Here is a 20,718-nt window from a genome sequence, read left to right on the forward strand (position 1 = left end):
GTTTAGCTGTCCGCGAGCCGCGTTTGGCTATTACATAGAAAGAGGGAAGCTGACATGGAAAACATTCGTTGTGAGGGAAGCAATATTTGTTACAGTGATCAGGGCAAAGGTGACGTTATTGTGCTGCTGCACGGTTTCTGTGGAAGCTCCGCTTATTGGGAGCAGGTAATCCCGTCTCTTAGCAGTAATTATCGGGTGATCGCTCCGGACCTGCGGGGCCATGGGGCCTCGGACGCCCCGCTCGGGGCGTATACTGTGGATCAGATGGCTGATGATGTACTGTCACTGCTTAATGCGCTTGAGATCCCGGAGTGTTACCTGCTGGGGCATTCACTTGGCGGATATATCACTCTATCCTTTGCACAGCGTCACGCATCCCGTCTAAAAGGGTTCGGGCTGATACACTCTAGTGGCTACCCGGACAGTGAAGAAGCCAAAGAGAACCGTCTGAAAAGTGTAAGCACGATTCAGAATGAAGGAATCTTTGCGTTTGTGGATGGTCTGGTACCAGGTCTCTTTGCACCAGGGGCCGCTCCGCAACTGCTTGAACGCACGAAGGAGATCGGTTACAGAACGCCTCCGCAAGGGGCGGTGGGTGCAGCGATGGCGATGCGTGAGCGTCCTGACCGCCGCGACGTCATCTCAGCTACAATGCTGCCGGTGCTGCTGGTAGCCGGTGCAGAGGACAGTAAGGTACCCCCTGAACGGACGTTTACCTCGGACAAACCGAATGTAACCCAGGCGACCATTCCAGGAGTAGGACATATGAGCATGTATGAAGCTCCCGGACGCTTGTCGGAAATCATTAAGCATTACGTGCATGCGGCTGTGCGCACATAACTAGAGATTGGAACAAACCGCAAGACCTTTTGCTAAGCATACAGAAAACCTACAGAGGCAGCACCCGCCAGACTACGCGGGTGCTGCCTCTGTTATTGGAACACTATTCCTGATCTCTTCGGCCATAGGCTAGTTAAGTAGCGCATAGATGTGTAATGGTTTAAGATGAATTCAAAGGGCAGCCCAGCCGTAAGGGGTGGCCGTTAAGAGAAGCATAGCAGTCCATGCGCTGCAGCTATGGAAGGAGTGTGCCATATGTTCCGAAGAGACTACATCGTGCGGATGATTGAGGATATGACGGCGATGGTTGCCAAGGTAATGACACTTAAGCAGGAGAAAAAGACAACCGAAGCTTTGTGGGAGGTCGATGAGCTGCTGATCCGGCATTTCCGCCTGAATTCCCGGCTGCTGAATTCACTGTCCGTAGAGGATATTATCGATATGTATCTGCTTGGAGGCGTTGTGGAATCCGATAAGCTTCAGGGTGTGGCGCGGCTGCTTAAAGAAGAAGGACAAATCTATGCTGCGGCTGGAAACCAAGATGCGGCTTTGTTCAGAGCGATGAGGTCACTGCATCTTTTTTTGTACGCCGATCTTCATGGTGCAGAACGTGAATTGCTGCAGATGCCGGCTGACATTGATGAGCTGTTAATAGAAACGCAGGCGTATAGGCTTCCGGCAAAAACAGAACGGCTGCTGCTCACCTACTTGGAATCCATCGGACGGTATGCCAAAGCAGAGGACAGCCTCTACAGACTCTGGGAGCAAGGGGAGAATGTTGCCCGGGAAGGCAAAGAACTGTATGACCGTCTGTTGCTGAAAAGCCCGGAGGAACTGGAACTCGGCGGTCTTCCGGCACAAGAGGTTAGAGAAGGCAGCGATGAATGGGAGAGACGGCTACAGTTCCACTAAAAAAATGCTATACTACATTAAGAAAATTCAGGAGAACAATTGTCTCCCATGTTATGAATAACTATGACCTAAATGTATAACGCTATAATTTATTTTTGCGTGACGAAAGTGAGATGTACCCTGTGGAATCTTTGAATGCATTGATTGAACAAGTCATAAGCGGCCGTACTCTGATTACGGCAACTCTTAGCCAGCTGCGCAGCAAAGGCGAGACCCCCTACACCAAGGTTCAGGTGAAACCTGTGGAATTAAAGGGCAAGCTGAATTATCAGTTTGCCTATTATACCGGTCCCAAGGTTGAACACCGCAATATTCCGGCTGAGGCTGCTGCGGAGGAATTGATGTCATTGCTGAGAGAGACGTTCCGCCAAGGACTGCTCTGTACCATTGAGGCAGATTATCAAGTGTTGATCAGTAAAAAGTACAAGGTTTCGATTCTGACCAAATCGCCGAGCAAGCAGGAGGCTCCGGACTTGGCCCATAACCGCCGCAAGCGGTATGTGCTGGATGAAGGAGAACCTGTGCCGTTTCTGGTGGAGCTGGGCATTATGAACAGCGAAGGAAAGGTGCTGGCTAAGAAATACGACAAGTTCCGCCAGATCAACAGGTTCCTGGAGATGGTGGAGGATGTGCTTAACGATCTGCCGGCTGACCGTCCATTGACCATTGTTGATTTTGGCTGCGGCAAATCCTATTTGACCTTTGCCTTGTATCATTATCTGGCCATCCGCGAGCAGCGGGAGCTGAACATTGTCGGACTCGATCTCAAAGCCGATGTCATTGAGCATTGCAGCGCGCTTGCGTCAAGGCTCGGCTACGACAAGCTACGCTTCCTGGTTGGTGATATTGCGGACTATAACGAGCTGGATCAGGTCGATATGGTCGTAACACTTCATGCCTGCGATACGGCTACTGATGCTGCACTGGAAAAAGCCGTCCGCTGGGGCGCATCGGTGATCCTGTCAGTTCCCTGCTGCCAGCACGAGCTGTTTGCCCAGATCGAAAGTGAGGTGCTGAATCCGCTGCTGTCGCACGGAATTCTGAAAGAACGGTTCTCCGCCCTCGCTACCGACGCGATCCGGGCGAAGCTCCTGGACCTCATGGGTTACCGGACACAACTGCTGGAGTTCATCGATATGGAACATACGCCGAAGAACATCCTGATCCGCGCTGTCAAAAGCGCAAGCGGAGACAATGCCGCCAAATGGCGCGAATACAGTGCATTCCGTGACTTTCTTGGTGCGGAACCGTATCTTGAACGCGCCTGCACTGATCTGCTGCCGATAAAAAGCAGCCTGGAGGGTTAAACCCTTTAATAGGATGAATAGTTAATACCATGACAGGACGGATGGTTCCCGGAGGGAACAACCGTCCTGTTTTAAATTTATGCATTAACATGGCCCCGCTATAGATGATCCGGATATTCAGCTACGTTATCTTTTGTTTCAGACTAAATCTGGAAATACTGAAGGTAACTTGATTCATACAGGAGAAATTCGAATGCGGTGGAATAAGCGGCTGAACAGCCCGGAGCTGAATATAGTGTATGTTTGTGCAGGTGCGGTATTTACTGCGGGGGTGGCAGCCTGTCTGTTGAGGGGGCTGTTTTTTACCGGGGAAATGTATCCGTTTCTCACGGTGTGGTTTGCACTGTGCGGGCTTCTTGTCGCCCCGGTGCTGGCTGTATTTGAATTGCACAAGAGGACTGACGGAAGAGGTCAAGAATCCGGGGGCCCTGTGATGAAAAAGGCCGCTTTGACCCTGCTGGGCTGTCCGCTGGCGATCCTTGTTCTTTATGCATGGGCAGGGCTGCGGGGGCCTATATCTGCGCAGGGGACACTGGATGAGCTGCTCCGCTGGGGATTTTATGCTTCTTTTGCAGTACTGGCCTATTTCTGTGCGGGATACCGGCAGGGTGCCCGGCTTCTGGGGGCGATGTGGCATGCGATGGGAATGGCCATCAGTTTAAGCGCATTGTTTGCAGTATGTGCCGGGTTCAAGCTCCCCTATGCGGTAGCATATACTTCAGCGCCTGAAGTCAGCGCCACAGGCGCCAGACTGGCAGGTCTGCTCGAGTATCCGAATACGTTTGGAGCAGTGATGGCTGTTTTCCTGCTGGAGCGCCTGTTTGCTGCTGCTTCTCTGATGGAATCGGCTAAGCCCAGGCCATCAGCGATCAAACAGTCCGTAGCTACTGGAGTGTATGGCATGCTGCCGCTGTTCCCTTATGCCGCCGCGCTGCTCCTCAGCGAGTCGCGCGGCGCGTGGTTGTCCGCGGCCTTCGCCGGCGCCGCGGTCCTGCTCTGGAAGCGGCAGCTCTGCGCGCCGCTTCTGCTTGCCGGCGCCGCGCCTATGGCTGCTGCGGCGCTGTTCTACCGCCAGCTGGCCCGTGCCGGGCTGGCGGTAGAGCCTGCACCCGGCCTGCTGCTGCTGGCCGGGCTGTGGGGCGCCGCGCTGCTTGGCGGCGCGTGGCTGTGCTGCCGCCGGCAAGTCGCGGCAGGCGGGGGCTGCGCCGCCAGGGTGGCTCTGGCGGCGGTGATGTGGACGGCGGCGGGCAGCGCCGTCCTCTTGCAGGTACGCGAGCGGATAACCGGACCGTCATCGACGGTCGCCGCTCGCGGGCTGCTCTACCGCGATGCCTGGAAGCTCGCGGCAGAGGCACCCTGGCTGGGACGCGGGGGCGGGACTTGGCGGAGCTCGTATCTCGCCGCCCAGTCCCGCCCCTATGTGGGCAGCCAGGTGCACAATGGTTACCTCGACCTCCTGCTGAACCTGGGAGGCGTCGGCCTTGCCATTCTCCTGCTGCTGCTGATCGCAGCAGGATGGCTGGTGGCAGCAGCAGCGCCTAGGCTGCTGCCGTCCCTGCTGGCGCTTGCCCTGCACAGCGCCGTCGATTTTGACTGGAGCTACGGCCTCATGTGGCTGCTGCTGTTCCTGCTGCCAGCGCTTGCCCGGGCCGAGAAGCTTCACAGCGTTGACGCAGGCGAACCGCCACAGCTCCCCGCATCCGCTGAACCGCCACCCGTTCCTGGCGGACCGGGAAGGCCTGCTGCGGCGGCCGCACTGCTTTTCAGTGTGGCGCTGGCACTTTTCATCCTTTCCTTCCAAGCGATGAGAGGGGAAACACTATATAAGCAGGCGGCTGGTACCTCGCAGAATAGAGAGAGAATTGTTCTACTGCGGCAATCCCTGCAGTGGAATCCTCGTGATCCCATGACAGCTGCCGCTTTATCCCGCATGCTTCCAGGGAACCAGGGTCGTGACCTGATTTTGAAGAGTCTGAAGTACTCCCCAGAGAATGCTGCTTTGAAGTGGGAGCTGGCAAAACGGGCTTTGGAAGGGGAGCATCCGGGAACGGCAATGTACTGGGTGCGAAGAGGCCAGCAACTTGATGTTTTTAATGCGGCCAAACGCATAGAAGCGGCAGAAGGAATGCTGGACATGAGTGTACGCAGACTCCGGGAGGGGGACTGGACAAGCGCGCGCCAGAGTGCGGAAGCCGGTTTGGAGCTGCTGCGGCAGTACCGTCTGTTGGGGGAACGGGAGAGTGGGAAGGGAATTCAACACAATGACCGCCGTTTTGGCAATGTGCAAGAAGCCGAAGGCTTAGGCCTTCGGCTGAAGGGAGTACGTTCTGAAGCCTGGCATTTGGAGATGGCAATCCGTTTGTAAGCGGGCAGACGCGTTGCCTGAACCAAAGTCTTAATCTTGTGAAATCATGCCGTTACCCAATTCCTTCCTTATCAGGGTCGGCAGCACAGCGTGGGTTGCTTTATTCTAAGAAGTTGTATCTCCTGTTCTTAAGCTCTACTGCGGGGAGAGATCAGCCACGAATACGCCAAAGGCAGTAAGATGGCAATCACCAGTGCTGCAATAATCATACTCATAGACAAGCTTTTGGGTAAAAAAGCTCCCAGCACGATCAGCAGACCGCCGATCATCCACATTCTACCGGAGAAACGGTGTGTCTTCCGCCATACCTCCGGGCTGGCCAGCGTCCAGGCTGTGCGGATGCCTGTGAAATAGTTGTCCCGGATCTGGGGCATAAAGTTGCCGATTACAACAAACAGCAAGCCCAGAACGACCATAGCAATTTTTCCGGCAGGAATGCTTTGATCCAGACCATAAGAGACGTTCAGAATGAGCATGGCATCGAACACAGCTGCGATCACTAGACGAATCATTTTGTAGGCAGTTTGAAATTTACTGTAATTCTCTTTCTTTGGATCAATATTGCGGATGAACTGCATCGCGAACGGAAAAACCAGCCCCATAAAGCCCGTCAAGGCGATAATGGAACCTTTGCTCCAGTACGAGTTAACCTCACCGCTGATGCTGAAATGGGCAGGGAGCTGGTCGGGCAGTCTGCTGTAATTGACCAGTGCATAACCCAGTGAGAGAACACCTAGAATCACAATCATCGTGTCCTGCCATTTCCATTTGAAATCCTTCATCATCAATCAACCTCCTTGTTTTTCTCTTTACTCTGCTTTGGTTTGGGTTCTGTACTGCTTGGCGTTTCACTCTCTTTTCCCGTACCCGTAAACTCAAGGAACCAGCCGAGCACCTCTTCCAGCACAGTTGTATCGAGCGAATACAGAATGAATTGCCCCTGACGTTCGTCCTGTACCAGTCCCGCATGTTTCAGGGCATTAAGATGATGTGAGATACTGGGCTTTGACATGTTAAAATAATCGGCGATCTCCCCGGCAGTACGATCCTTTTCCCTAAGCAGCCGTAGAATCTGTCTCCGGGTTGGGTCAGCCAGCGCTTTGAAGGATTCGTTCATCATTCACCTGGCCTTTCGATATTTAAATAATTATCTAAATATATAATATTTCTTTTAGGATTGAAATGTCAATGGGCATTTTCATACCGGAGCTGCAACATTGATTTCTTCTTGAAATATAAGGATTTATATGTTTCACGCTATAAATCATCCTTCTATTTCTCGCTGAAACGGATTCCGTCCCTAAAAAGGACGGCGAAGCCGTTTTCACTTGCCAGAAAGGTTTTCAGTTTCCCTTAAGTAGAAGTCGTAAGCCCGCATATGCTAGAATAGGCTAGGAGAAGCTGGGTACATAGAGTGGAATCGCTAAAAATCTATAAAACGTAAAGCGAATTCCGCGAAAAAAACGGGAGGAGGAGCTGCATTTGCATGTTATTTCTGATCTGATCTCGCAGTTATTTGAATGGATTCAGAGTCTTGGGTATTTCGGGATTATGATCGGACTTATGATTGAGGTTATCCCAAGTGAAATTGTACTGGCCTATGGCGGTTATCTGGTCTCGCAAGGAGAGATTAATTATTTCGGCGCGGTGCTCTTCGGTACGGTAGGCGGAGTTGTGGCCCAGATATTTGTATACTGGATTGGCCGTTATGGCGGCAGACCCGTTCTGGAGAAATACGGGAAGTACATTTTTATCAAGAAAAAGCATATTGATCATTCCGAGGAATGGTTCAATAAGTATGGCACCGGTGTTATCTTCACGGCCAGGTTCATTCCGGTTGTGCGCCATGCCATATCCGTTCCAGCCGGGATCTCGCGCATGCCGCTGGCCAAGTTCACCTTGTTGACCACGCTTGCCGTAATTCCATGGAGTGCGCTGTTTGTCTATTTGGGTTATACGCTTGGCGACAGATGGGAAACAATTGATGAAGTAGCTGCCAAATATACGAACGAGCTTATTCTTGCGGCCCTTGCTGTCATTGTTATATACTTCCTGTTCAAATGGTACAAATCCAAGAAGAAAGGTAGTGCAGTATGAAGCAGAATGTAGCCCCTAAATTCGGTCAAGGCCTTACTCCGCGCCAGTTCGTGGAAGGCATGACGAAGAACCAGCAGGTATTCGAATCATGGTATGAAAAATTCGCCTGGGAAGATGCAGACGACCGGGAGTACTTTGAAAGTTTGAACCACCGGGATGACCTTCGGGTACTGATACTCGCTGCGGATTGGTGTGGAGATGTTGTACGCAATGTGCCGGTCGTGTTCCGTATTCTGGAAACAGCAGGCATCCGAACCGAAGTGCTGATTGTGGAAGAAAATCAGGACGTTATGGATGATTATCTAACCATGGGCGGCAGATCCGTGCCAATCGTGATTTTTGCCGATACAGGCGGTTATGTGCTGGGTCATTGGGGACCCCGTCCAGAGCATGTGCAGTCGCTGATGAGAGCGTTCAAACAAGAGAATCCTGACCGCGAGGCTCCTGACTACGAGAGCAAAATTGCCGAAGTTCGCAAGGCGATGGGCCAAGCCTACGGGGAAGGAACGGAATCGCACGCAGTAATCGCCAAGGAACTGCGTAGCCTGATCTCCGGATTCTAAGAAGCGATGCTTAATATTCGTTCATATAATTTGGGATCACTTCAGACAAATGCTTATTTGCTTACCGGAGCGGACCCCGGACGTGGCATTATTATTGACCCCGGTGCCAATCCGGCAGCCCTTCTGCGGGCTGCTGAAGGAATGGAGATTGAGGCTGTTCTGCTCACCCATGCCCACTTTGATCATATCGCCGGGCTTGATGAGATCCGCAAAGCCAAGAAATGTCCCGTGTACCTGCATCCTATGGAGAGTGAGTGGCTGGGCAGTCCCAAGCTGAACGGCTCCCTCATGTGGCCGGATGTCACACCACCCATTAGCACTGAACCTGCCGAGTATGATCTGGCAGAAGGGCAGGTACTTACGCTTCTGGGGCTTACCTTCCGTGTCATGCATACGCCTGGTCATTCTCCGGGCAGTGTCAGCTTCCTCTGCGGAAATGATCTCTTTTCCGGAGACGTACTCTTTAAGCTGGGAGTAGGACGTACCGATTTGCCTGGAGGCCGGGAACGTGATCTTATTGATTCCATCCGGGGGAAATTATACCGGCTGGATGAGGAAGTCAGAGTATTTCCCGGCCATGGGCCACGGACAACGATCGGTTTTGAGCGGCTCCGTAATCCTTATGTCCCCATGTAGTGTTCTGCCTCGCGCCCAATCGACAATAAGCGGGAAAATACTGATGGACAAGAGACTACAAAGTTGCTACAATAATGTTAATTAAATGTAACATTTAACCTCGCGAAGCACGCAGACTGTGGAATAATCCCGGTTTGCGTTCTTTTTTTTGTCTATTTTTGAGGGGAAAGGGTGCTAGGGGACGGGATCATGAAAAAAATTGAACAGAAAGTACATACCGGGGAAGAATATCCGGTACCAGTATCTATTACGGAAGAACAGGAGAAGAGGGAATGTCTCTTCTGGAGCTTCCCGCACGGTAAGGGTGCGGTTCAGCCCTGGCGGCGTAGATTGTGGGAGTTGCAAAATAATTCAGATGGCGAATGAACGATTCACTTTACATATTCGTATTACATAGGAATGAACGTTACAGATGGAGGAGCAGATGAGCGACGGGACGCACGATAGGATCATCAGAGCGCAGCAAGGCGATGCTTCCGCGCTGGCTGTGCTACTGCGGGATCATTATGCCTTTCTCTACAAATATCTGATCAAGGTAACCATGGACCCCTCGCTTGCGGAAGAGCTTGCCCAGGATACCATGGTCCGATGCATGGAGAAGATTGCAGCCTATAACGGAGCTTCTTCTTTTTCCTCATGGCTGATTACCATTGCTACCCGTCTGTATATCGACAGGAAGCGCCGCTGGAAGCTGGAGATGCAATGGAAACGGCAGGAAGAGGGAGTAAGGTCCATCCGCTGGCGTTTTGAGAGCCGGAATATGGAGTGGAGTGAGGTCCTTGATGCACTCTCACGCCTCACCTCCGCTCAGCGCATGGCAGTACTGCTCAAGCATTATTACGGTTATGGGTATGAAGAGATTGCTGATATTTTGCAGATCCCTTCCGGCACTGCCAAATCTCGGGTAGCATCAGGGCTAAATCAACTGCGGAAGGAGCTTAGTGAGGATGAAGAAGGAGAATAATGAAGAATTACTTCGGATGCTATCGTCAGACCTTGCTCGGCTTGACGCACAGTACGATGATATATCGCCACCATCCTTGCCCGGACTGGAGCAGCTAATCGCTGATGAAGCTCTCCGCAGGCAACGTCAGAGCCGCAGAGAGTTTCAGAGATTTTTGCTAGTGGGGCTGTTCTTGGTGAGCGTTGTCCTGTTTAGCTTGGGGTTTGCACCAGTAACGTACTGGATCCTTCAGGCGGCATTTCCGGTTGCCGCGCTTGGGGGCTTGACGGTTATGCGGTTCAGGCTTCGGCGGGAGGACACAGAAGAGTGAATGAACTGCAGGAAGTGCCTTATTGGTTGTGGGGTTGTCTGGCTGTGGCACTGCTGCTCCAGGGTACCTTGCTCTTTAGGAATGCACAGAAGCGTGGCCGAGGCAAAGTGGCCTGGTTCTGGGGCTTATGGGGGTTAACCGGAATTCCTACACCGCTCATTTGCTATCTGTTGTTTGTGGTCTATTTTGACTGGAGAAAAACAAATAGGAAGCCTTGATCAGCCGGACTGTGGTTCCGGAGAAGAATTTAAGGGGTGGGTGTACTCATGGATGAAATCAAATGGGGTTTAATTTGGCCGCTGCTTGTACTGCAGGCAGTGTTGGCCATAATCGGCTTAATTTCTTTGGCTAAGGCAGAACGGACACGGGGACCCAAGTGGCTGTGGGTTATAATATTGATTTTTGGCAATCTTCTGGGCAGCGTGGCCTATTTTACGATAGGAAGGAAAGAAAGCTGATGCCGCTGCTACAAGTTGCAAATTTACGCAAAGTCTATGGAGAGCATACCTCAGTGGACGGAATCTCTTTTGATATTGAAGCAGGGAAATGTGTAGCTTTACTAGGCCCCAACGGTGCAGGAAAGACCACCACCCTGCGTATGCTGGCCGGTCTGTTGCAGCCAAGCTCAGGGTTGATTTCTTTTGATGGCGGCAGCGGTGTGGATTACCGCAGTCTGCTGGGTTATTTGCCGCAATCTCCGGCATTTTACAGCTGGATGAGCGGGCAGGAGTATGTTGTATTTGCTGCAAAACTTTGCGGTATCTCTTCTAGCGAAGCCGGGAGACTTGCGGCGGATGCGCTGGAACACGTAGGTTTGAAGGACGTATCCCGCCGCAAGATCGCCGGATATTCCGGTGGGATGAAGCAGCGGCTTGGTCTTGCCCAGGCGTTGGTTCACCGTCCCCGGCTGCTGCTTCTGGATGAACCGGTTTCTGCCCTTGATCCTATTGGACGCCGGGAAGTTATGGAGCTGCTGCGGGGGATCCGGGAGGAGACCACCATTATTTTTTCTACCCACGTCCTGCATGACGCCGAAGAAATATGTGACGATATTATCCTGATGAATCATGGTTTAATAGCAGAGCAGGGAACGCTATCCCGGCTGCGCTCACAATACAGCCTGCCTGTGATTCGCTTGAGTACGGGAATGGATGAGAAGGCACTGGGGTGGCTGCAAGATCTTGCACACAGATCCTTTGTTGAGCAGTCCGTGATCTACTCCGGGTCTGCTACCCTGAATGTCAGTGATATGGAACTGGCACGCCGGACTATTCTTCAGGAAGCCGCAAGCCTGGACATTTCATTGCTTCAATTCGAAGCAGGCTCTTCCACCCTTGAGGACTTGTTCATGAAGGTGGTGGGGGCATGAGGAAGGTATGGACGCTATACCATAAAGAAATGTTGGAGGCCCTGCGCAGCTATAAACTGATTTGGGTCCCGGTAGTATTTATGATTCTTGGTATTATGCAGCCGCTCACAACCTATTACATGCCTGAGATCCTCAAAGCATCCGGGAATGTACCGCCTGGAATGCTGGAGGGCTATGAGATGCCGGGAGCGGCTGTGGTAATGGCGCAGACACTTGGTCAATATGGTACCATCGGTATGCTGATACTCGTGCTGGGCGTAATGAACAGTCTGGCAGGTGAACGGAGCGGAGGGACTATAGAGATGCTGATGGTCAAGCCGGTGGCCCCCGCAGCTATCGTCTCGGCCAAGTGGGCTGCCCAACTGACTACTCTTATTGTTGCTCTTGGACTGGGCGTAGCAGGAGCGGCCTATTATACAGAGCAGTTGATGGGTCCTCTTTCCTGGGGCAGGTTATGTGCAGGAGCCGGGTTATACGGGCTGTGGCTGCTGTGTGCAGTCTCGCTGACGCTGCTGTTCAGCGCATGGCTGCGCGGACCAGCGGCTGCGTTTCTGGGCTTGGGGTCTGCAGCGGCGATGTCGCTGGCCCATAGCCTGCTGCCGTCGCAGCTAGGTTGGACACCCGCGGCGCTAACTGCCCAGTCTGCTGCAATTATTACAGAAGGAAGAGGCGGTACCTGGGGGCCTGCGTGTTCTGCAGGTGTTCTGATCGTAGTATGCCTTGCCGCCGCATCCCTCCTGATTCGTAGGAATAAACTACCGGATTGATAATAGCATGCGAAATTTGACGAATTTAATCGATTTCTAGAATGTTATCTGCAAAAAAACAGCTGAACCCGCTTGCTGGTGCTGGACAGCTCTATCTTTTTTTAGTAGACTGTTGGAACAAGTAAGAGTTATGAAAGATTCCAGGTCAGGAGGTAGGGCGATGCTGCGTTTAGGTGAGAAGATTGTCATTGTCGCGGACGCTTTCGAGCAGAGTCTTCCTATCGGAGACTATGGCTACCTGATTGCTTATGACCGTAATCCTGACAATGCGTTTGATTACGTCATCCGTGTTCCGCAGGCCAACAGAAATTTCTATGTTACAGCTGAGGATGTCGAAGCGGAAGAGCAGTTGCTGGCAGCTCAGGCTGAAAGTGCAACGCATGAAGCATTGATAGATTATGCTTTGTCCACGCACAACGAGAAGCTGTTTCATCATTTGATGAATGGCGAAGAAGTGGAAGCAGTAGAGACAGAGACAACCACTAAGGAAAGCCTGTCCCAGGCGGATTTCATCAAACAGGTGAATCTTCGCGCTTGGATTTAAGGAAAACCGGCGAAAGCCGGTTTTTTTGTATTTCGTGTTTAATTTTTTGATATATAGAGCATCGCTGCTTCGGAAGTATACGCTCTTCTTACAGAGACTGGCGAGGCCGTTTCTACTTGTTACACAATAACAGTTCATATATTCAGCAATATGTATCAAATTCTCACCCTTTTTTAGAACAGTTTGCTCCTTATCCCGTCCGTAGCAGCTATGCTACGCTTACAGCGAACGGACACCACTACGGGTGAAGCCTGCTTTCAGCAGTGGGCGGGGACCGACAGACTGCCAGGGGGAGATAAACAAATGAAAGCTTTCAGGAGCGCACTTTGTGTGCTGTTATGTATGTTGATGATTGTTAGTATCGCCGGTTGTAAAGGTGAAAAGGCTGGAGAACAGGTGATTCCTGCGGCTTCTGCACAGCAGGAGGACGGTACAGCAGCGGCCGCAAAGACAGAAGGAAAGGCTGATCAGGTGGCCACAGGAAACGCAGCAGTAGTTACATACAAGCCGGGAACCTATACCGGATCAGCTAAGGGCCATAACGGATTGATAACGGTAGAGACAGTATTCAGTGAAACTGCTATTGTCTCGGTGAAGGTTACGGAGAGCTCGGAAACGGCAGGGGTTGGTGATGCCGCAAATGAGAAAATTCCCCAGCGGATTGTTGATAACCAATCTTTGGCTGTCGATGCTGTTTCGGGTGCGTCGCTAGCGAGCAAAGCCATTATTGAGGCAGTGCAGGACTGTGTCAAGCAGGCGGGTGCCGATCCGGCAGTGCTGCTGGTGAAGCAGGAGAAGAAGGGTGGCGAGGTGCAGAACATGGCCTTCGACGTTGTGGTGGTTGGTGCTGGAGCTTCGGGAACTGCCGCGGCGTTAGCCGCAGCAGAAGCAGGTAGTAGTGTGCTGCTGTTGGAGAAGACTTCGGTACCGGCCGGTGCAGGCACAATGGCTGGGGGAATGTTCACTACGGGCAGTAAGCTGCAGCAAGCGGAAAATCTGCCGGATTGTTCGCAGTGGCTGTATGACCAATATATGGAGACGAGCAATTATAAGGCCAACAGCCGTCTGGTCCGTGAAGTGATCAGCAAATCAGGCAGCACGGTAGACTGGCTCATGGAGAACGGTGCTAAATTTACGCTGATTGATCCGGGTGTAGGTGGACAGCCGGTGCATAAGGGTGACCCTAAGGCATTCGTCGGCTACGTGGACGGCGGTTCGGCAGCGATCGGTGCCCTGCATAAGTCGATTGAGAAAAAGGGCGGGAAGATTCTATTCGATACAAAAGGCGAATCGCTGATTATTGACGATAAAGGTGCTGTAATCGGTGTGAATGCTACACAAACGGATGGCACCAAGCTGGTGATTTCCGCTAAGTCCGTTGTGCTGGCTACCGGCGGTTATGCCGCCAATGCCAAGATGATGAAGCAGTATCTGGGCGACAAAGCGCCACTTGGCTCCATTGCCTCAGCTACCGGGGATGGAATCAACATGGCTTGGAAAGCCGGGGCGGCTGAACTGGGTACAGATGTCGGGCAGTTCTTTTTCCTGAACGGTACAGAGAAGGGACAGGCCATGAAGCATGCTTCCGATATATGGACAGTGGGAAGTTATCCGTTTCTCTGGGTAAATAACAACGGTGAGCGTTTTACAAACGAAGAGGTGATCTTTGAGTATGCTGCGGCAGGGAACGCGCTGTATGAACAGCCGGGTGGAGCGGCCTGGATCGTTTTTGACCAGGGGACTGTTGATCAGATCAAGCAGAAGGGCTTTGTGTCTATTGCTGACATTTACGGCACCTGGAAGAATGATCCGCAGGCCTTCAAAGAATTTAATGAGCCGGTCGATACGGTAGCGCTGAACAAGTTCCAGGAGACACCTTATGACCTGACTCCTTTTTTGGAGGAAGGAATTGCAGCCGGGGCTGTGGTCAAAGGCGAGACCTTTGGTGAGCTTGGAGAGAAGGCGGGCATGAGCAAGACTGTCTTCGAGTCTACGGCCAAACGATACGCGCAAATGGCCAACGCTGGCAAAGACAGCGATTTTTACAAAGATCCCAAGTATTTAAGCAAGCTGGATAAAGGGCCTTACTATGCAGTTAATATCATGACACGTACACTAACGACTCTTGGCGGAGTCAAGGTCAACCAGAATATCCAGGCGGTTGATGACAATGAGAAGGTGATTCCGGGTCTGTGGGTAGCCGGAAGCGATGCGGGAGGCATGTACTCCAGCAGCTATGTGATGTTTGAAGGTGGAACCTTGGGCTTTGCCTATATTTCGGGACGGATGGCCGGCGAGAATGCTTCCGGTTACGCCGCAAGTATTCAATAACTTAGTTTTAATAAGGGGCTATACATGCCCCTGCCAGAATCGGGACGCACCTTGTCCCGGTTTTTTGGCATATCCGTCCCCGTTCTTCCAGTCTCCTGCTAACTCCAACATTTTAAAAGACATGCCCAGATGCAGCCCAAGCTCAGCGTCTCCCAATTGAATGTCGGCAATTTCCTGGATTTTTTTGATCCGGTATACCAGCGTGCTGCGCTGGATATGAAGAGCTTGTGCAGTCTTGGATTGATTGCAGATATTCTGCAAATAGCAGTACAGCGTTGAGGTGAAGCATGTATTGTACTGGCTGTCATATTCCAGCAGCACAGCCAGCGCCGGATGGCAGTGTGTTCGCAGCTTCTCTACGGATGTTGAGAGCTCTAGCAGGTCGTAGAGCACATATTTCTCATAGAAATAGAGGACTTCTCCTTTGTGAAGTGTAGAGCCGAGCTTCAGTGCCTTCCGCGCCTGCTGATAGTGTGGGCGGACTTCCGAAAGACAGTTGAAGCGTTGGCTGATGCCGCATTGCAGACTGTGGGCCAATAGGAGTGTCTGCAGATCCTGCAGATCTTCCGGCAGCAAACGTCTGCTGCTGCATCGCGTTGCTGCGGCGATAATGCAGCCTTTATAGATGAGTGTTATGGCTCCGGGCAGAATTTCCTCCAGCTTTTTGCTGAGAAATTGCAGCATGGTATTCTCCCGTTCGTAGTCCCGGATGGAGATGACAAGCATATAGCAGCCACTAGCCTTAGAGGTAGCCGAGGACAGGCGGCTCAATTCCGGAATAGGGTTCGGCAGAGAATCCTTCTCCAGAAGATGATACAGCAGATACTCGTCATATTTCCCGCTGGCATTGCTCAGGAAGCTGTCCTTCTGCATTTCCAGGCTGACCATTTTGCAGAGAACGGCGACAAGCTCATAATCAAATTCATGGAACGGGCGCTCGTATTCGAACACGGAGATAAAAGCTGCCAGCTGGCCGTTGATCCGAATGTTGGAAATCATATAGGCGTAGTTATCGATCTCATGTTCAATGATCAACTGCGGGTAGTCGTTTAGGTTGACCATTTCGAACCGTCGTTTGTTTCGGTACACGTCGTAGCAGGAACTGAACCCGCCTTTGCCGTCATAGGTTGCAAGAAATTCCGCAACGGGTGCATCCTGCTTCAATTGGCGAGGTGTTGCAATAAGAGTGAAGGACATATCGCATAAGGCAAAGGGGTTCTCCAGCATCCCATAGGCTTCATCGAGAAGCTTCTGCAAGTCGCAGCCCTGCAATAACATATTGTGTAATTTTTCACAATTGGTATTAAACCTCCGCCAGGCATACAGCAGATCTCTAAGCTCGTGATATACGGCTGCACCGCAGGCGGCATTCCGCAGCAGGATGAGGTTCTTGGCAACAGGCAGGTCGGAACAGCGGTTCAGCGCGTCATTGGCTGCGGCTGCACAGGGTGCGGCATACAGAATATTGATGCAGTCGCTGTCTAAGAGCAGCCCAAGACTCTCTTCGGAGCTGGTGATATAAAGAACTCCGGGATCCAGTAAAGTCAGGCGTTCCGTGTTCAGTTCCACCCCATATATAACGGTACAATCCTGACGGGATACTAGCAATTCAGTGTCATATTGTTCCAGCCTGGAGGAAATGGAGCATAGCGTTATTTGCATCGGAGATCATCCTTTTCACTGTTTTGGTAAGCCGAAGCTATTTCTGATCGCTCCAGTTTAACATGCTGCATAAGCGGTGAATTAGGAGGAAGCGCACAAGCACATTGAATTGTAGAGGCTTCTACAATATAATTAACACGTTATCCGGGCGCTTTAGCCCTTTAAACAGGAGGGATATTTCTAATGAGCATTACCATTAAAGATGTGCAGCATGTGGCCAAGCTGGCCCGCCTGCAATTAAGCCCGGAAGAAGAGGCAACCTTTACTGAACAGATGAATGCGATTTTACAATATGCTGAGAAACTGAATGAGCTTGACACAGAAAATGTAAAGCCGACAACCCATGTATTGCAAGTTAGCAATGTGATGCGTGACGATGTGGTGAAGGAGAGCCTGTCTCAAGAGGAAGCGCTGCTTAATGCACCGGAAGCTGAAGACGGACATTTCAAAGTTCCCGCAGTTCTGGAATAACTATAGAGAAAGGAGGAAGAATGTTGAGCCTGTTTCAATATCGATTACCTGAATTACATAACATGCTGCACAGCAAAGAGATTTCAGTTAGTGAACTGACCGAACAATCACTGGCTGCCATCGCTGAGCGTGATGGGAAGGTGCATGCATTTTTGACTTTAAATGAAGAGGGGGCCCGCGCTTCGGCGCGGACGCTTGATGACAAGCTGGCTTCTGGAGCAGCCCGCGGACTGCTGTTTGGCCTTCCAGCTGGAATTAAGGATAATATTGTTACCAAAGGGCTACGCACAACATGTGCCAGTCAATTCCTCTCCAATTTCCAGCCGATTTATGACGCCACTGTTGTTTCCAAGCTGCGTCAGGCTGATGCTGTTACGATCGGGAAGCTGAATATGGACGAGTTCGCCATGGGCGGCTCCAATGAAAACTCTTCTTTCGGCCCGGTTCGTAACCCCTGGGATTTGGAGCGTGTACCCGGCGGCTCCAGTGGCGGATCTGCAGCAGCGGTGGCTGCCGGAGAAGTATTGTTTGCTCTGGGCTCCGATACCGGCGGCTCCATACGCCAACCCGCTTCGTATTGCGGAGTAGTCGGCCTTAAGCCTACTTACGGTCTAGTGTCACGATATGGTCTGGTAGCATTTGCGTCATCACTGGACCAGATCGGCCCGATCACACGAAATGTGGAAGACTCTGCTTATGTGCTTCAGGCCATTGCCGGCTATGACGCTCAGGACTCCACCTCGGCCAAAGTTGATATTCCTGACTATCTCAGCTCCCTCACAGGCGATATCTCGGGACTGCGAATCGCTGTGCCGAAGGAATATATCGGTGAAGGTGTAGATGCTTCTATCCGCGATAAAGTACTGTCCGCACTGAAAGTGCTGGAAGACCTTGGCGCAGTGTGGGAAGAGGTCTCTCTGCCGCATACCGAATATGCGGTGGCGGCCTATTATCTTCTTGCTTCTTCTGAAGCTTCCTCCAATCTGGCCCGCTTTGACGGTGTGCGTTACGGTACGCGCGTGGATGATGGGGGAGGTCTGCTTGATCTGTACCACAACTCCCGTAGCCAAGGCTTTGGAGCAGAGGTTAAGCGCCGGATTATGCTGGGTACCTATGCACTCAGCTCAGGCTATTATGACGCTTATTATTTGAAGGCGCAGAAGGTGCGTACATTGATTAAACAGGACTTTGACGAAGTCTTTAAAAAGTATGATGTAGTCATTGGACCAACTGCGCCAACCACCGCCTTCAAGCTGGGCTCGCAGACGGAAGATCCGTTGACGATGTATCTAAATGATATTTTGACGATTCCGGTTAGTCTGGCTGGCATTCCTGCCGTCAGCATTCCCTGTGGATTTGCCGAGGGACTTCCTGTCGGTCTGCAGATTATCGGCAAAGAATTTGATGAGAGTACAGTTCTGCGCGTTGCGCATGCTTTTGAACAAAATACAGATTACCACAGAGAGTGTCCGCAGCTGTAAGTGCAGTCTTTGAAGCCAGGACTTCAGAAGCAGGTATTGCATGAAGATACTCACTGGAGTATAGGCTCACAAAACATTTAAGGGAATGAGAATAGATATGGCTAAATACGAAACGGTCATCGGACTGGAAGTTCACGTGGAGCTTCATACCAAGTCTAAAATCTTCTGCGGCTGCTCCACGGAATTCGGAGCTCCGCCCAATACACATACCTGCCCTGTCTGTCTGGGACATCCCGGTGTTCTGCCGGTACTGAACCGTCAGGCGGTGGAGTATGCCATGAAAGCAGCGATGGCACTGAACTGTACGATTGGTGACGTCAGCAAATTTGACCGCAAAAACTACTTCTATCCCGATTCACCCAAGGCTTACCAAATTTCGCAATATGACCAGCCTATAGGCCTGAACGGCTGGATCGATATCGAGGTAAACGGAGAGACCAAGCGGATTGGCATCACCCGTCTGCACCTGGAAGAGGACGCAGGTAAGCTGACCCACGTTGATGGCGGTTTTGCTTCATTGGTCGACTTCAACCGTGTGGGAACGCCTCTGATCGAGATTGTCTCCGAGCCGGATTTGCGCTCACCGGAAGAGGCCCGCGCCTATCTCGAGAAAATACGCGCGATTATGCAGTATTGCGACGTATCCGATGTGAAGATGGAAGAGGGCTCGATGCGCTGTGATGCTAACATCAGCCTGCGGCCGGAAGGCCAGGCGGAATTTGGCATCCGCGCAGAGCTTAAGAATATGAACTCCTTCCGCGGTGTTCTCCGGGGTCTGGAGTATGAACAATTCCGTCAGGGAGAGATTCTGGACGACGGTGGTATTGTGATTCAGGAGACCCGCCGCTGGGACGAAGCTCAGGGCAAGACTTTGTCCATGCGTGGCAAGGAAGAGGCTCATGATTACCGCTACTTCCCAGACCCTGACCTGATTGTGCTGCATATTGATGATGCCTGGAAAGAGTCGATCCGGGCCACCATTCCGGAACTGCCGGATGCACGGCAGAGCCGTTACACCGATCAATATGGCCTTACAGCCTACGATGCGGGTGTCCTGACTTCCTCCAAGCCACTGGCTGATTTCTTCGAAGGCAGTCTTGCCTTTACTAAGGATGCCAAAGCGGTTGCCAACTGGATGATGGGTGATTTACTGGCCTACTTGAACGGTGGCGGTTTGGAATTGTCCCAAGTGAAAATTACACCGCAAGGACTGGGTGAAATGATCGGTCTGATCTCAGGTGGAACCATCAGCAGCAAAATTGCTAAGACCGTCTTCAAAGAAATGCTAGAGAGCGGCAAGCTTCCGGCGGCAATCGTTGAAGAGAAGGGTCTCGTTCAAATCAGCGATGAGGGAGCGATCAAGCAGATCGTTGAAGCGGTTGTAGCTGGCAATCCCCAATCCGTTGAGGATTATAAGGCGGGCAAACAAAAGGCGATTGGTTTCCTTGTGGGACAGGTTATGAAAGAAAGCAAAGGAAAAGCGAATCCGGGACTCGTAAACACGCTGCTCGCAGAAGTATTGAACAGCTGAGTTTACCCGCTTTCGGGGTAATATACATTTGAAGCATAAGCGCTAGGGCTTGTCGGCAACGGCAGGCCTTTCGCGGCATATAAGGGGAATGTGCGGATGAACAAAATAATGAAGCTGGATCTGCAGGACGGGGGTACGCTCAGTGAGCTGTGGAGCCTTCAACACAAGGCTTACAGGCTGGAAGCAGAGATTATAGGGTTCCATGAAATCCCGCCGCTCCTGGAGACCAGAGACATGCTGAGCCGCTCAGAAGAACTGTTCTATGGCAGTTTCGATGATCATGGGGATTTAATGGGGGCTGTTGCCGTTCTTGAAGAATCGCCGGGCAAGCTGACAGTGACCCGAATGATGGTGAATCCCGATTTTTTTCGTCAGGGGGTTGCGGGTAAGCTTTTGGAATATATTTTTGATTTATACCAGGACATGGAGCAATTCATCGTATCTACAGGCAAGCTTAATGTTCCTGCTGTTACACTGTATACCAAACATGGTTTTATTCCAGCCGGAGTAGAAGAAGTGGCTCCTGGCGTAGAATTAATCGAATTTCACCGGAACGGCCGGCTTTGAT

23 protein-coding genes are annotated in these 20,718 nt (G+C 51.6%); 20 read left to right on the plus strand and 3 right to left on the minus strand.

The features are described from left to right. The first annotated feature begins 54 nt into the window (after positions 1-54). The 4 genes from A3844_RS14690 (at position 55) to A3844_RS14705 (ending at position 5,424) form a co-directional block, all read left to right on the plus strand. Entirely contained in the window at positions 55-840 is a 786-nt protein-coding gene (locus tag A3844_RS14690; protein ID WP_074107750.1) for an alpha/beta fold hydrolase, read from the plus strand. A 255-nt stretch (positions 841-1,095) separates the two neighbouring features. Next, positions 1,096-1,752, plus strand: a complete 657-nt coding sequence (locus A3844_RS14695; protein ID WP_074107751.1) for a DUF6483 family protein — start codon at positions 1,096-1,098, stop codon at positions 1,750-1,752. A gap of 113 nt (positions 1,753-1,865) precedes the next feature. Then, complete coding sequence (locus A3844_RS14700) at positions 1,866-3,059, plus strand: class I SAM-dependent methyltransferase (protein ID WP_074107752.1); 1,194 nt, start codon at positions 1,866-1,868, stop codon at positions 3,057-3,059. A gap of 193 nt (positions 3,060-3,252) precedes the next feature. Further along, positions 3,253-5,424, plus strand: a complete 2,172-nt coding sequence (locus tag A3844_RS14705) for an O-antigen ligase family protein (protein WP_074107753.1) — start codon at positions 3,253-3,255, stop codon at positions 5,422-5,424. A gap of 128 nt (positions 5,425-5,552) precedes the next feature. Here the strand turns inward: A3844_RS14705 and A3844_RS14710 are convergent, their stop codons facing one another. Then, positions 5,553-6,209: an SdpI family protein gene (locus A3844_RS14710; RefSeq protein WP_074107754.1), complete on the minus strand. Its 657-nt coding sequence runs from the start codon at positions 6,207-6,209 to the stop codon at positions 5,553-5,555. Next, positions 6,209-6,541, minus strand: a complete 333-nt coding sequence (locus A3844_RS14715; protein ID WP_074085078.1) for an autorepressor SdpR family transcription factor — start codon at positions 6,539-6,541, stop codon at positions 6,209-6,211. Before A3844_RS14715 ends, A3844_RS14710 begins: the two co-directional genes overlap by 1 nt. A gap of 365 nt (positions 6,542-6,906) precedes the next feature. Between A3844_RS14715 and uptA the strand changes: the two genes are divergently transcribed. From uptA to A3844_RS14770, 12 genes are all read left to right on the plus strand, one after another. Further along, complete coding sequence (gene uptA / locus A3844_RS14720; protein ID WP_074084968.1) at positions 6,907-7,521, plus strand: undecaprenyl phosphate transporter UptA; 615 nt, start codon at positions 6,907-6,909, stop codon at positions 7,519-7,521. Continuing rightward, on the plus strand, positions 7,518-8,084 hold the full coding sequence (locus A3844_RS14725) for a thioredoxin family protein (RefSeq protein WP_074084967.1): 567 nt from the start codon (positions 7,518-7,520) through the stop codon (positions 8,082-8,084). The genes uptA and A3844_RS14725 overlap by 4 nt, the downstream gene beginning before the upstream one ends. A gap of 6 nt (positions 8,085-8,090) precedes the next feature. Next, positions 8,091-8,720: an MBL fold metallo-hydrolase gene (locus tag A3844_RS14730; protein WP_074084966.1), complete on the plus strand. Its 630-nt coding sequence runs from the start codon at positions 8,091-8,093 to the stop codon at positions 8,718-8,720. A 189-nt stretch (positions 8,721-8,909) separates the two neighbouring features. Then, positions 8,910-9,086, plus strand: coding sequence for a hypothetical protein (locus tag A3844_RS32795; RefSeq protein WP_167374681.1), 177 nt, complete (start codon positions 8,910-8,912; stop codon positions 9,084-9,086). Positions 9,087-9,144: 58 nt separating this feature from the next. Next, the gene (sigY, locus tag A3844_RS14735) at positions 9,145-9,684 is read left to right on the plus strand and encodes an RNA polymerase sigma factor SigY (protein WP_083606850.1); all 540 of its coding nucleotides are present in this window, start codon (positions 9,145-9,147) and stop codon (positions 9,682-9,684) included. Further along, a complete protein-coding gene (locus tag A3844_RS14740; protein ID WP_074107756.1) occupies positions 9,668-9,994 on the plus strand; it encodes a YxlC family protein in 327 nt (108 codons plus the stop codon). The genes sigY and A3844_RS14740 overlap by 17 nt, the downstream gene beginning before the upstream one ends. Beyond that, positions 9,991-10,212, plus strand: coding sequence for a hypothetical protein (locus A3844_RS14745; protein WP_074107757.1), 222 nt, complete (start codon positions 9,991-9,993; stop codon positions 10,210-10,212). Before A3844_RS14740 ends, A3844_RS14745 begins: the two co-directional genes overlap by 4 nt. 48 nt (positions 10,213-10,260) lie before the next feature. Next, positions 10,261-10,452, plus strand: coding sequence for a PLD nuclease N-terminal domain-containing protein (locus A3844_RS14750; protein WP_074084962.1), 192 nt, complete (start codon positions 10,261-10,263; stop codon positions 10,450-10,452). Next, positions 10,452-11,363: an ABC transporter ATP-binding protein gene (locus A3844_RS14755; protein WP_074103540.1), complete on the plus strand. Its 912-nt coding sequence runs from the start codon at positions 10,452-10,454 to the stop codon at positions 11,361-11,363. The genes A3844_RS14750 and A3844_RS14755 overlap by 1 nt, the downstream gene beginning before the upstream one ends. Then, on the plus strand, positions 11,360-12,130 hold the full coding sequence (locus A3844_RS14760; RefSeq protein WP_074107758.1) for an ABC transporter permease: 771 nt from the start codon (positions 11,360-11,362) through the stop codon (positions 12,128-12,130). The genes A3844_RS14755 and A3844_RS14760 overlap by 4 nt, the downstream gene beginning before the upstream one ends. Positions 12,131-12,290: 160 nt before the next feature. Further along, a complete protein-coding gene (locus A3844_RS14765) occupies positions 12,291-12,674 on the plus strand; it encodes an ATPase (RefSeq protein WP_074084959.1) in 384 nt (127 codons plus the stop codon). 303 nt (positions 12,675-12,977) lie between these two features. Further along, a complete protein-coding gene (locus tag A3844_RS14770) occupies positions 12,978-15,005 on the plus strand; it encodes an FAD-dependent oxidoreductase (protein ID WP_074107759.1) in 2,028 nt (675 codons plus the stop codon). 18 nt (positions 15,006-15,023) lie between these two features. Here A3844_RS14770 and A3844_RS14775 read toward each other — a convergent pair whose 3' ends face one another. Beyond that, positions 15,024-16,667 (minus strand): PucR family transcriptional regulator, encoded by a 1,644-nt coding sequence (locus A3844_RS14775; RefSeq protein WP_074107760.1) that lies wholly within the window; start codon positions 16,665-16,667, stop codon positions 15,024-15,026. 183 nt (positions 16,668-16,850) lie between these two features. Between A3844_RS14775 and gatC the strand changes: the two genes are divergently transcribed. From gatC to A3844_RS14795, 4 genes are all read left to right on the plus strand, one after another. Then, positions 16,851-17,138 (plus strand): Asp-tRNA(Asn)/Glu-tRNA(Gln) amidotransferase subunit GatC, encoded by a 288-nt coding sequence (gene gatC / locus A3844_RS14780; protein WP_074084956.1) that lies wholly within the window; start codon positions 16,851-16,853, stop codon positions 17,136-17,138. A gap of 23 nt (positions 17,139-17,161) precedes the next feature. Next, a complete protein-coding gene (gene gatA / locus A3844_RS14785; protein ID WP_074107761.1) occupies positions 17,162-18,619 on the plus strand; it encodes an Asp-tRNA(Asn)/Glu-tRNA(Gln) amidotransferase subunit GatA in 1,458 nt (485 codons plus the stop codon). Between the two features lie 97 nt (positions 18,620-18,716). Next, entirely contained in the window at positions 18,717-20,150 is a 1,434-nt protein-coding gene (gene gatB, locus A3844_RS14790) for an Asp-tRNA(Asn)/Glu-tRNA(Gln) amidotransferase subunit GatB (RefSeq protein WP_208619430.1), read from the plus strand. A 96-nt stretch (positions 20,151-20,246) separates the two neighbouring features. Further along, positions 20,247-20,717 (plus strand): GNAT family N-acetyltransferase, encoded by a 471-nt coding sequence (locus A3844_RS14795; protein WP_074107763.1) that lies wholly within the window; start codon positions 20,247-20,249, stop codon positions 20,715-20,717. Position 20,718: the final 1 nt, after the last annotated feature.

This window comes from Paenibacillus helianthi, assembly GCF_001909055.1.
Lineage (GTDB): Bacteria > Bacillota > Bacilli > Paenibacillales > Paenibacillaceae > Paenibacillus_AQ > Paenibacillus_AQ helianthi.

What these genes read in the sequence shown, in the direction of transcription:
- A3844_RS32795 (WP_167374681.1), top strand. Translation starts at nt 8,910, where the DNA reads ATGAAAAAAATTGAACAGAAAGTACATACCGGGGAAGAATATCCGGTA.
- sigY (WP_083606850.1), top strand. Translation starts at nt 9,145, where the DNA reads ATGAGCGACGGGACGCACGATAGGATCATCAGAGCGCAGCAAGGCGAT.
- A3844_RS14715 (WP_074085078.1), bottom strand. Translation starts at nt 6,541, where the DNA reads ATGAACGAATCCTTCAAAGCGCTGGCTGACCCAACCCGGAGACAGATT.
- A3844_RS14730 (WP_074084966.1), top strand. Translation starts at nt 8,091, where the DNA reads ATGCTTAATATTCGTTCATATAATTTGGGATCACTTCAGACAAATGCT.
- A3844_RS14705 (WP_074107753.1), top strand. Translation starts at nt 3,253, where the DNA reads ATGCGGTGGAATAAGCGGCTGAACAGCCCGGAGCTGAATATAGTGTAT.
- A3844_RS14740 (WP_074107756.1), top strand. Translation starts at nt 9,668, where the DNA reads ATGAAGAAGGAGAATAATGAAGAATTACTTCGGATGCTATCGTCAGAC.
- A3844_RS14725 (WP_074084967.1), top strand. Translation starts at nt 7,518, where the DNA reads ATGAAGCAGAATGTAGCCCCTAAATTCGGTCAAGGCCTTACTCCGCGC.
- A3844_RS14775 (WP_074107760.1), bottom strand. Translation starts at nt 16,667, where the DNA reads ATGCAAATAACGCTATGCTCCATTTCCTCCAGGCTGGAACAATATGAC.
- A3844_RS14760 (WP_074107758.1), top strand. Translation starts at nt 11,360, where the DNA reads ATGAGGAAGGTATGGACGCTATACCATAAAGAAATGTTGGAGGCCCTG.
- A3844_RS14695 (WP_074107751.1), top strand. Translation starts at nt 1,096, where the DNA reads ATGTTCCGAAGAGACTACATCGTGCGGATGATTGAGGATATGACGGCG.
- A3844_RS14710 (WP_074107754.1), bottom strand. Translation starts at nt 6,209, where the DNA reads ATGATGAAGGATTTCAAATGGAAATGGCAGGACACGATGATTGTGATT.
- A3844_RS14795 (WP_074107763.1), top strand. Translation starts at nt 20,247, where the DNA reads ATGAACAAAATAATGAAGCTGGATCTGCAGGACGGGGGTACGCTCAGT.
- A3844_RS14750 (WP_074084962.1), top strand. Translation starts at nt 10,261, where the DNA reads ATGGATGAAATCAAATGGGGTTTAATTTGGCCGCTGCTTGTACTGCAG.
- A3844_RS14690 (WP_074107750.1), top strand. Translation starts at nt 55, where the DNA reads ATGGAAAACATTCGTTGTGAGGGAAGCAATATTTGTTACAGTGATCAG.
- gatB (WP_208619430.1), top strand. Translation starts at nt 18,717, where the DNA reads ATGGCTAAATACGAAACGGTCATCGGACTGGAAGTTCACGTGGAGCTT.
- A3844_RS14765 (WP_074084959.1), top strand. Translation starts at nt 12,291, where the DNA reads ATGCTGCGTTTAGGTGAGAAGATTGTCATTGTCGCGGACGCTTTCGAG.
- A3844_RS14770 (WP_074107759.1), top strand. Translation starts at nt 12,978, where the DNA reads ATGAAAGCTTTCAGGAGCGCACTTTGTGTGCTGTTATGTATGTTGATG.
- gatC (WP_074084956.1), top strand. Translation starts at nt 16,851, where the DNA reads ATGAGCATTACCATTAAAGATGTGCAGCATGTGGCCAAGCTGGCCCGC.
- A3844_RS14700 (WP_074107752.1), top strand. Translation starts at nt 1,866, where the DNA reads ATGTACCCTGTGGAATCTTTGAATGCATTGATTGAACAAGTCATAAGC.
- A3844_RS14755 (WP_074103540.1), top strand. Translation starts at nt 10,452, where the DNA reads ATGCCGCTGCTACAAGTTGCAAATTTACGCAAAGTCTATGGAGAGCAT.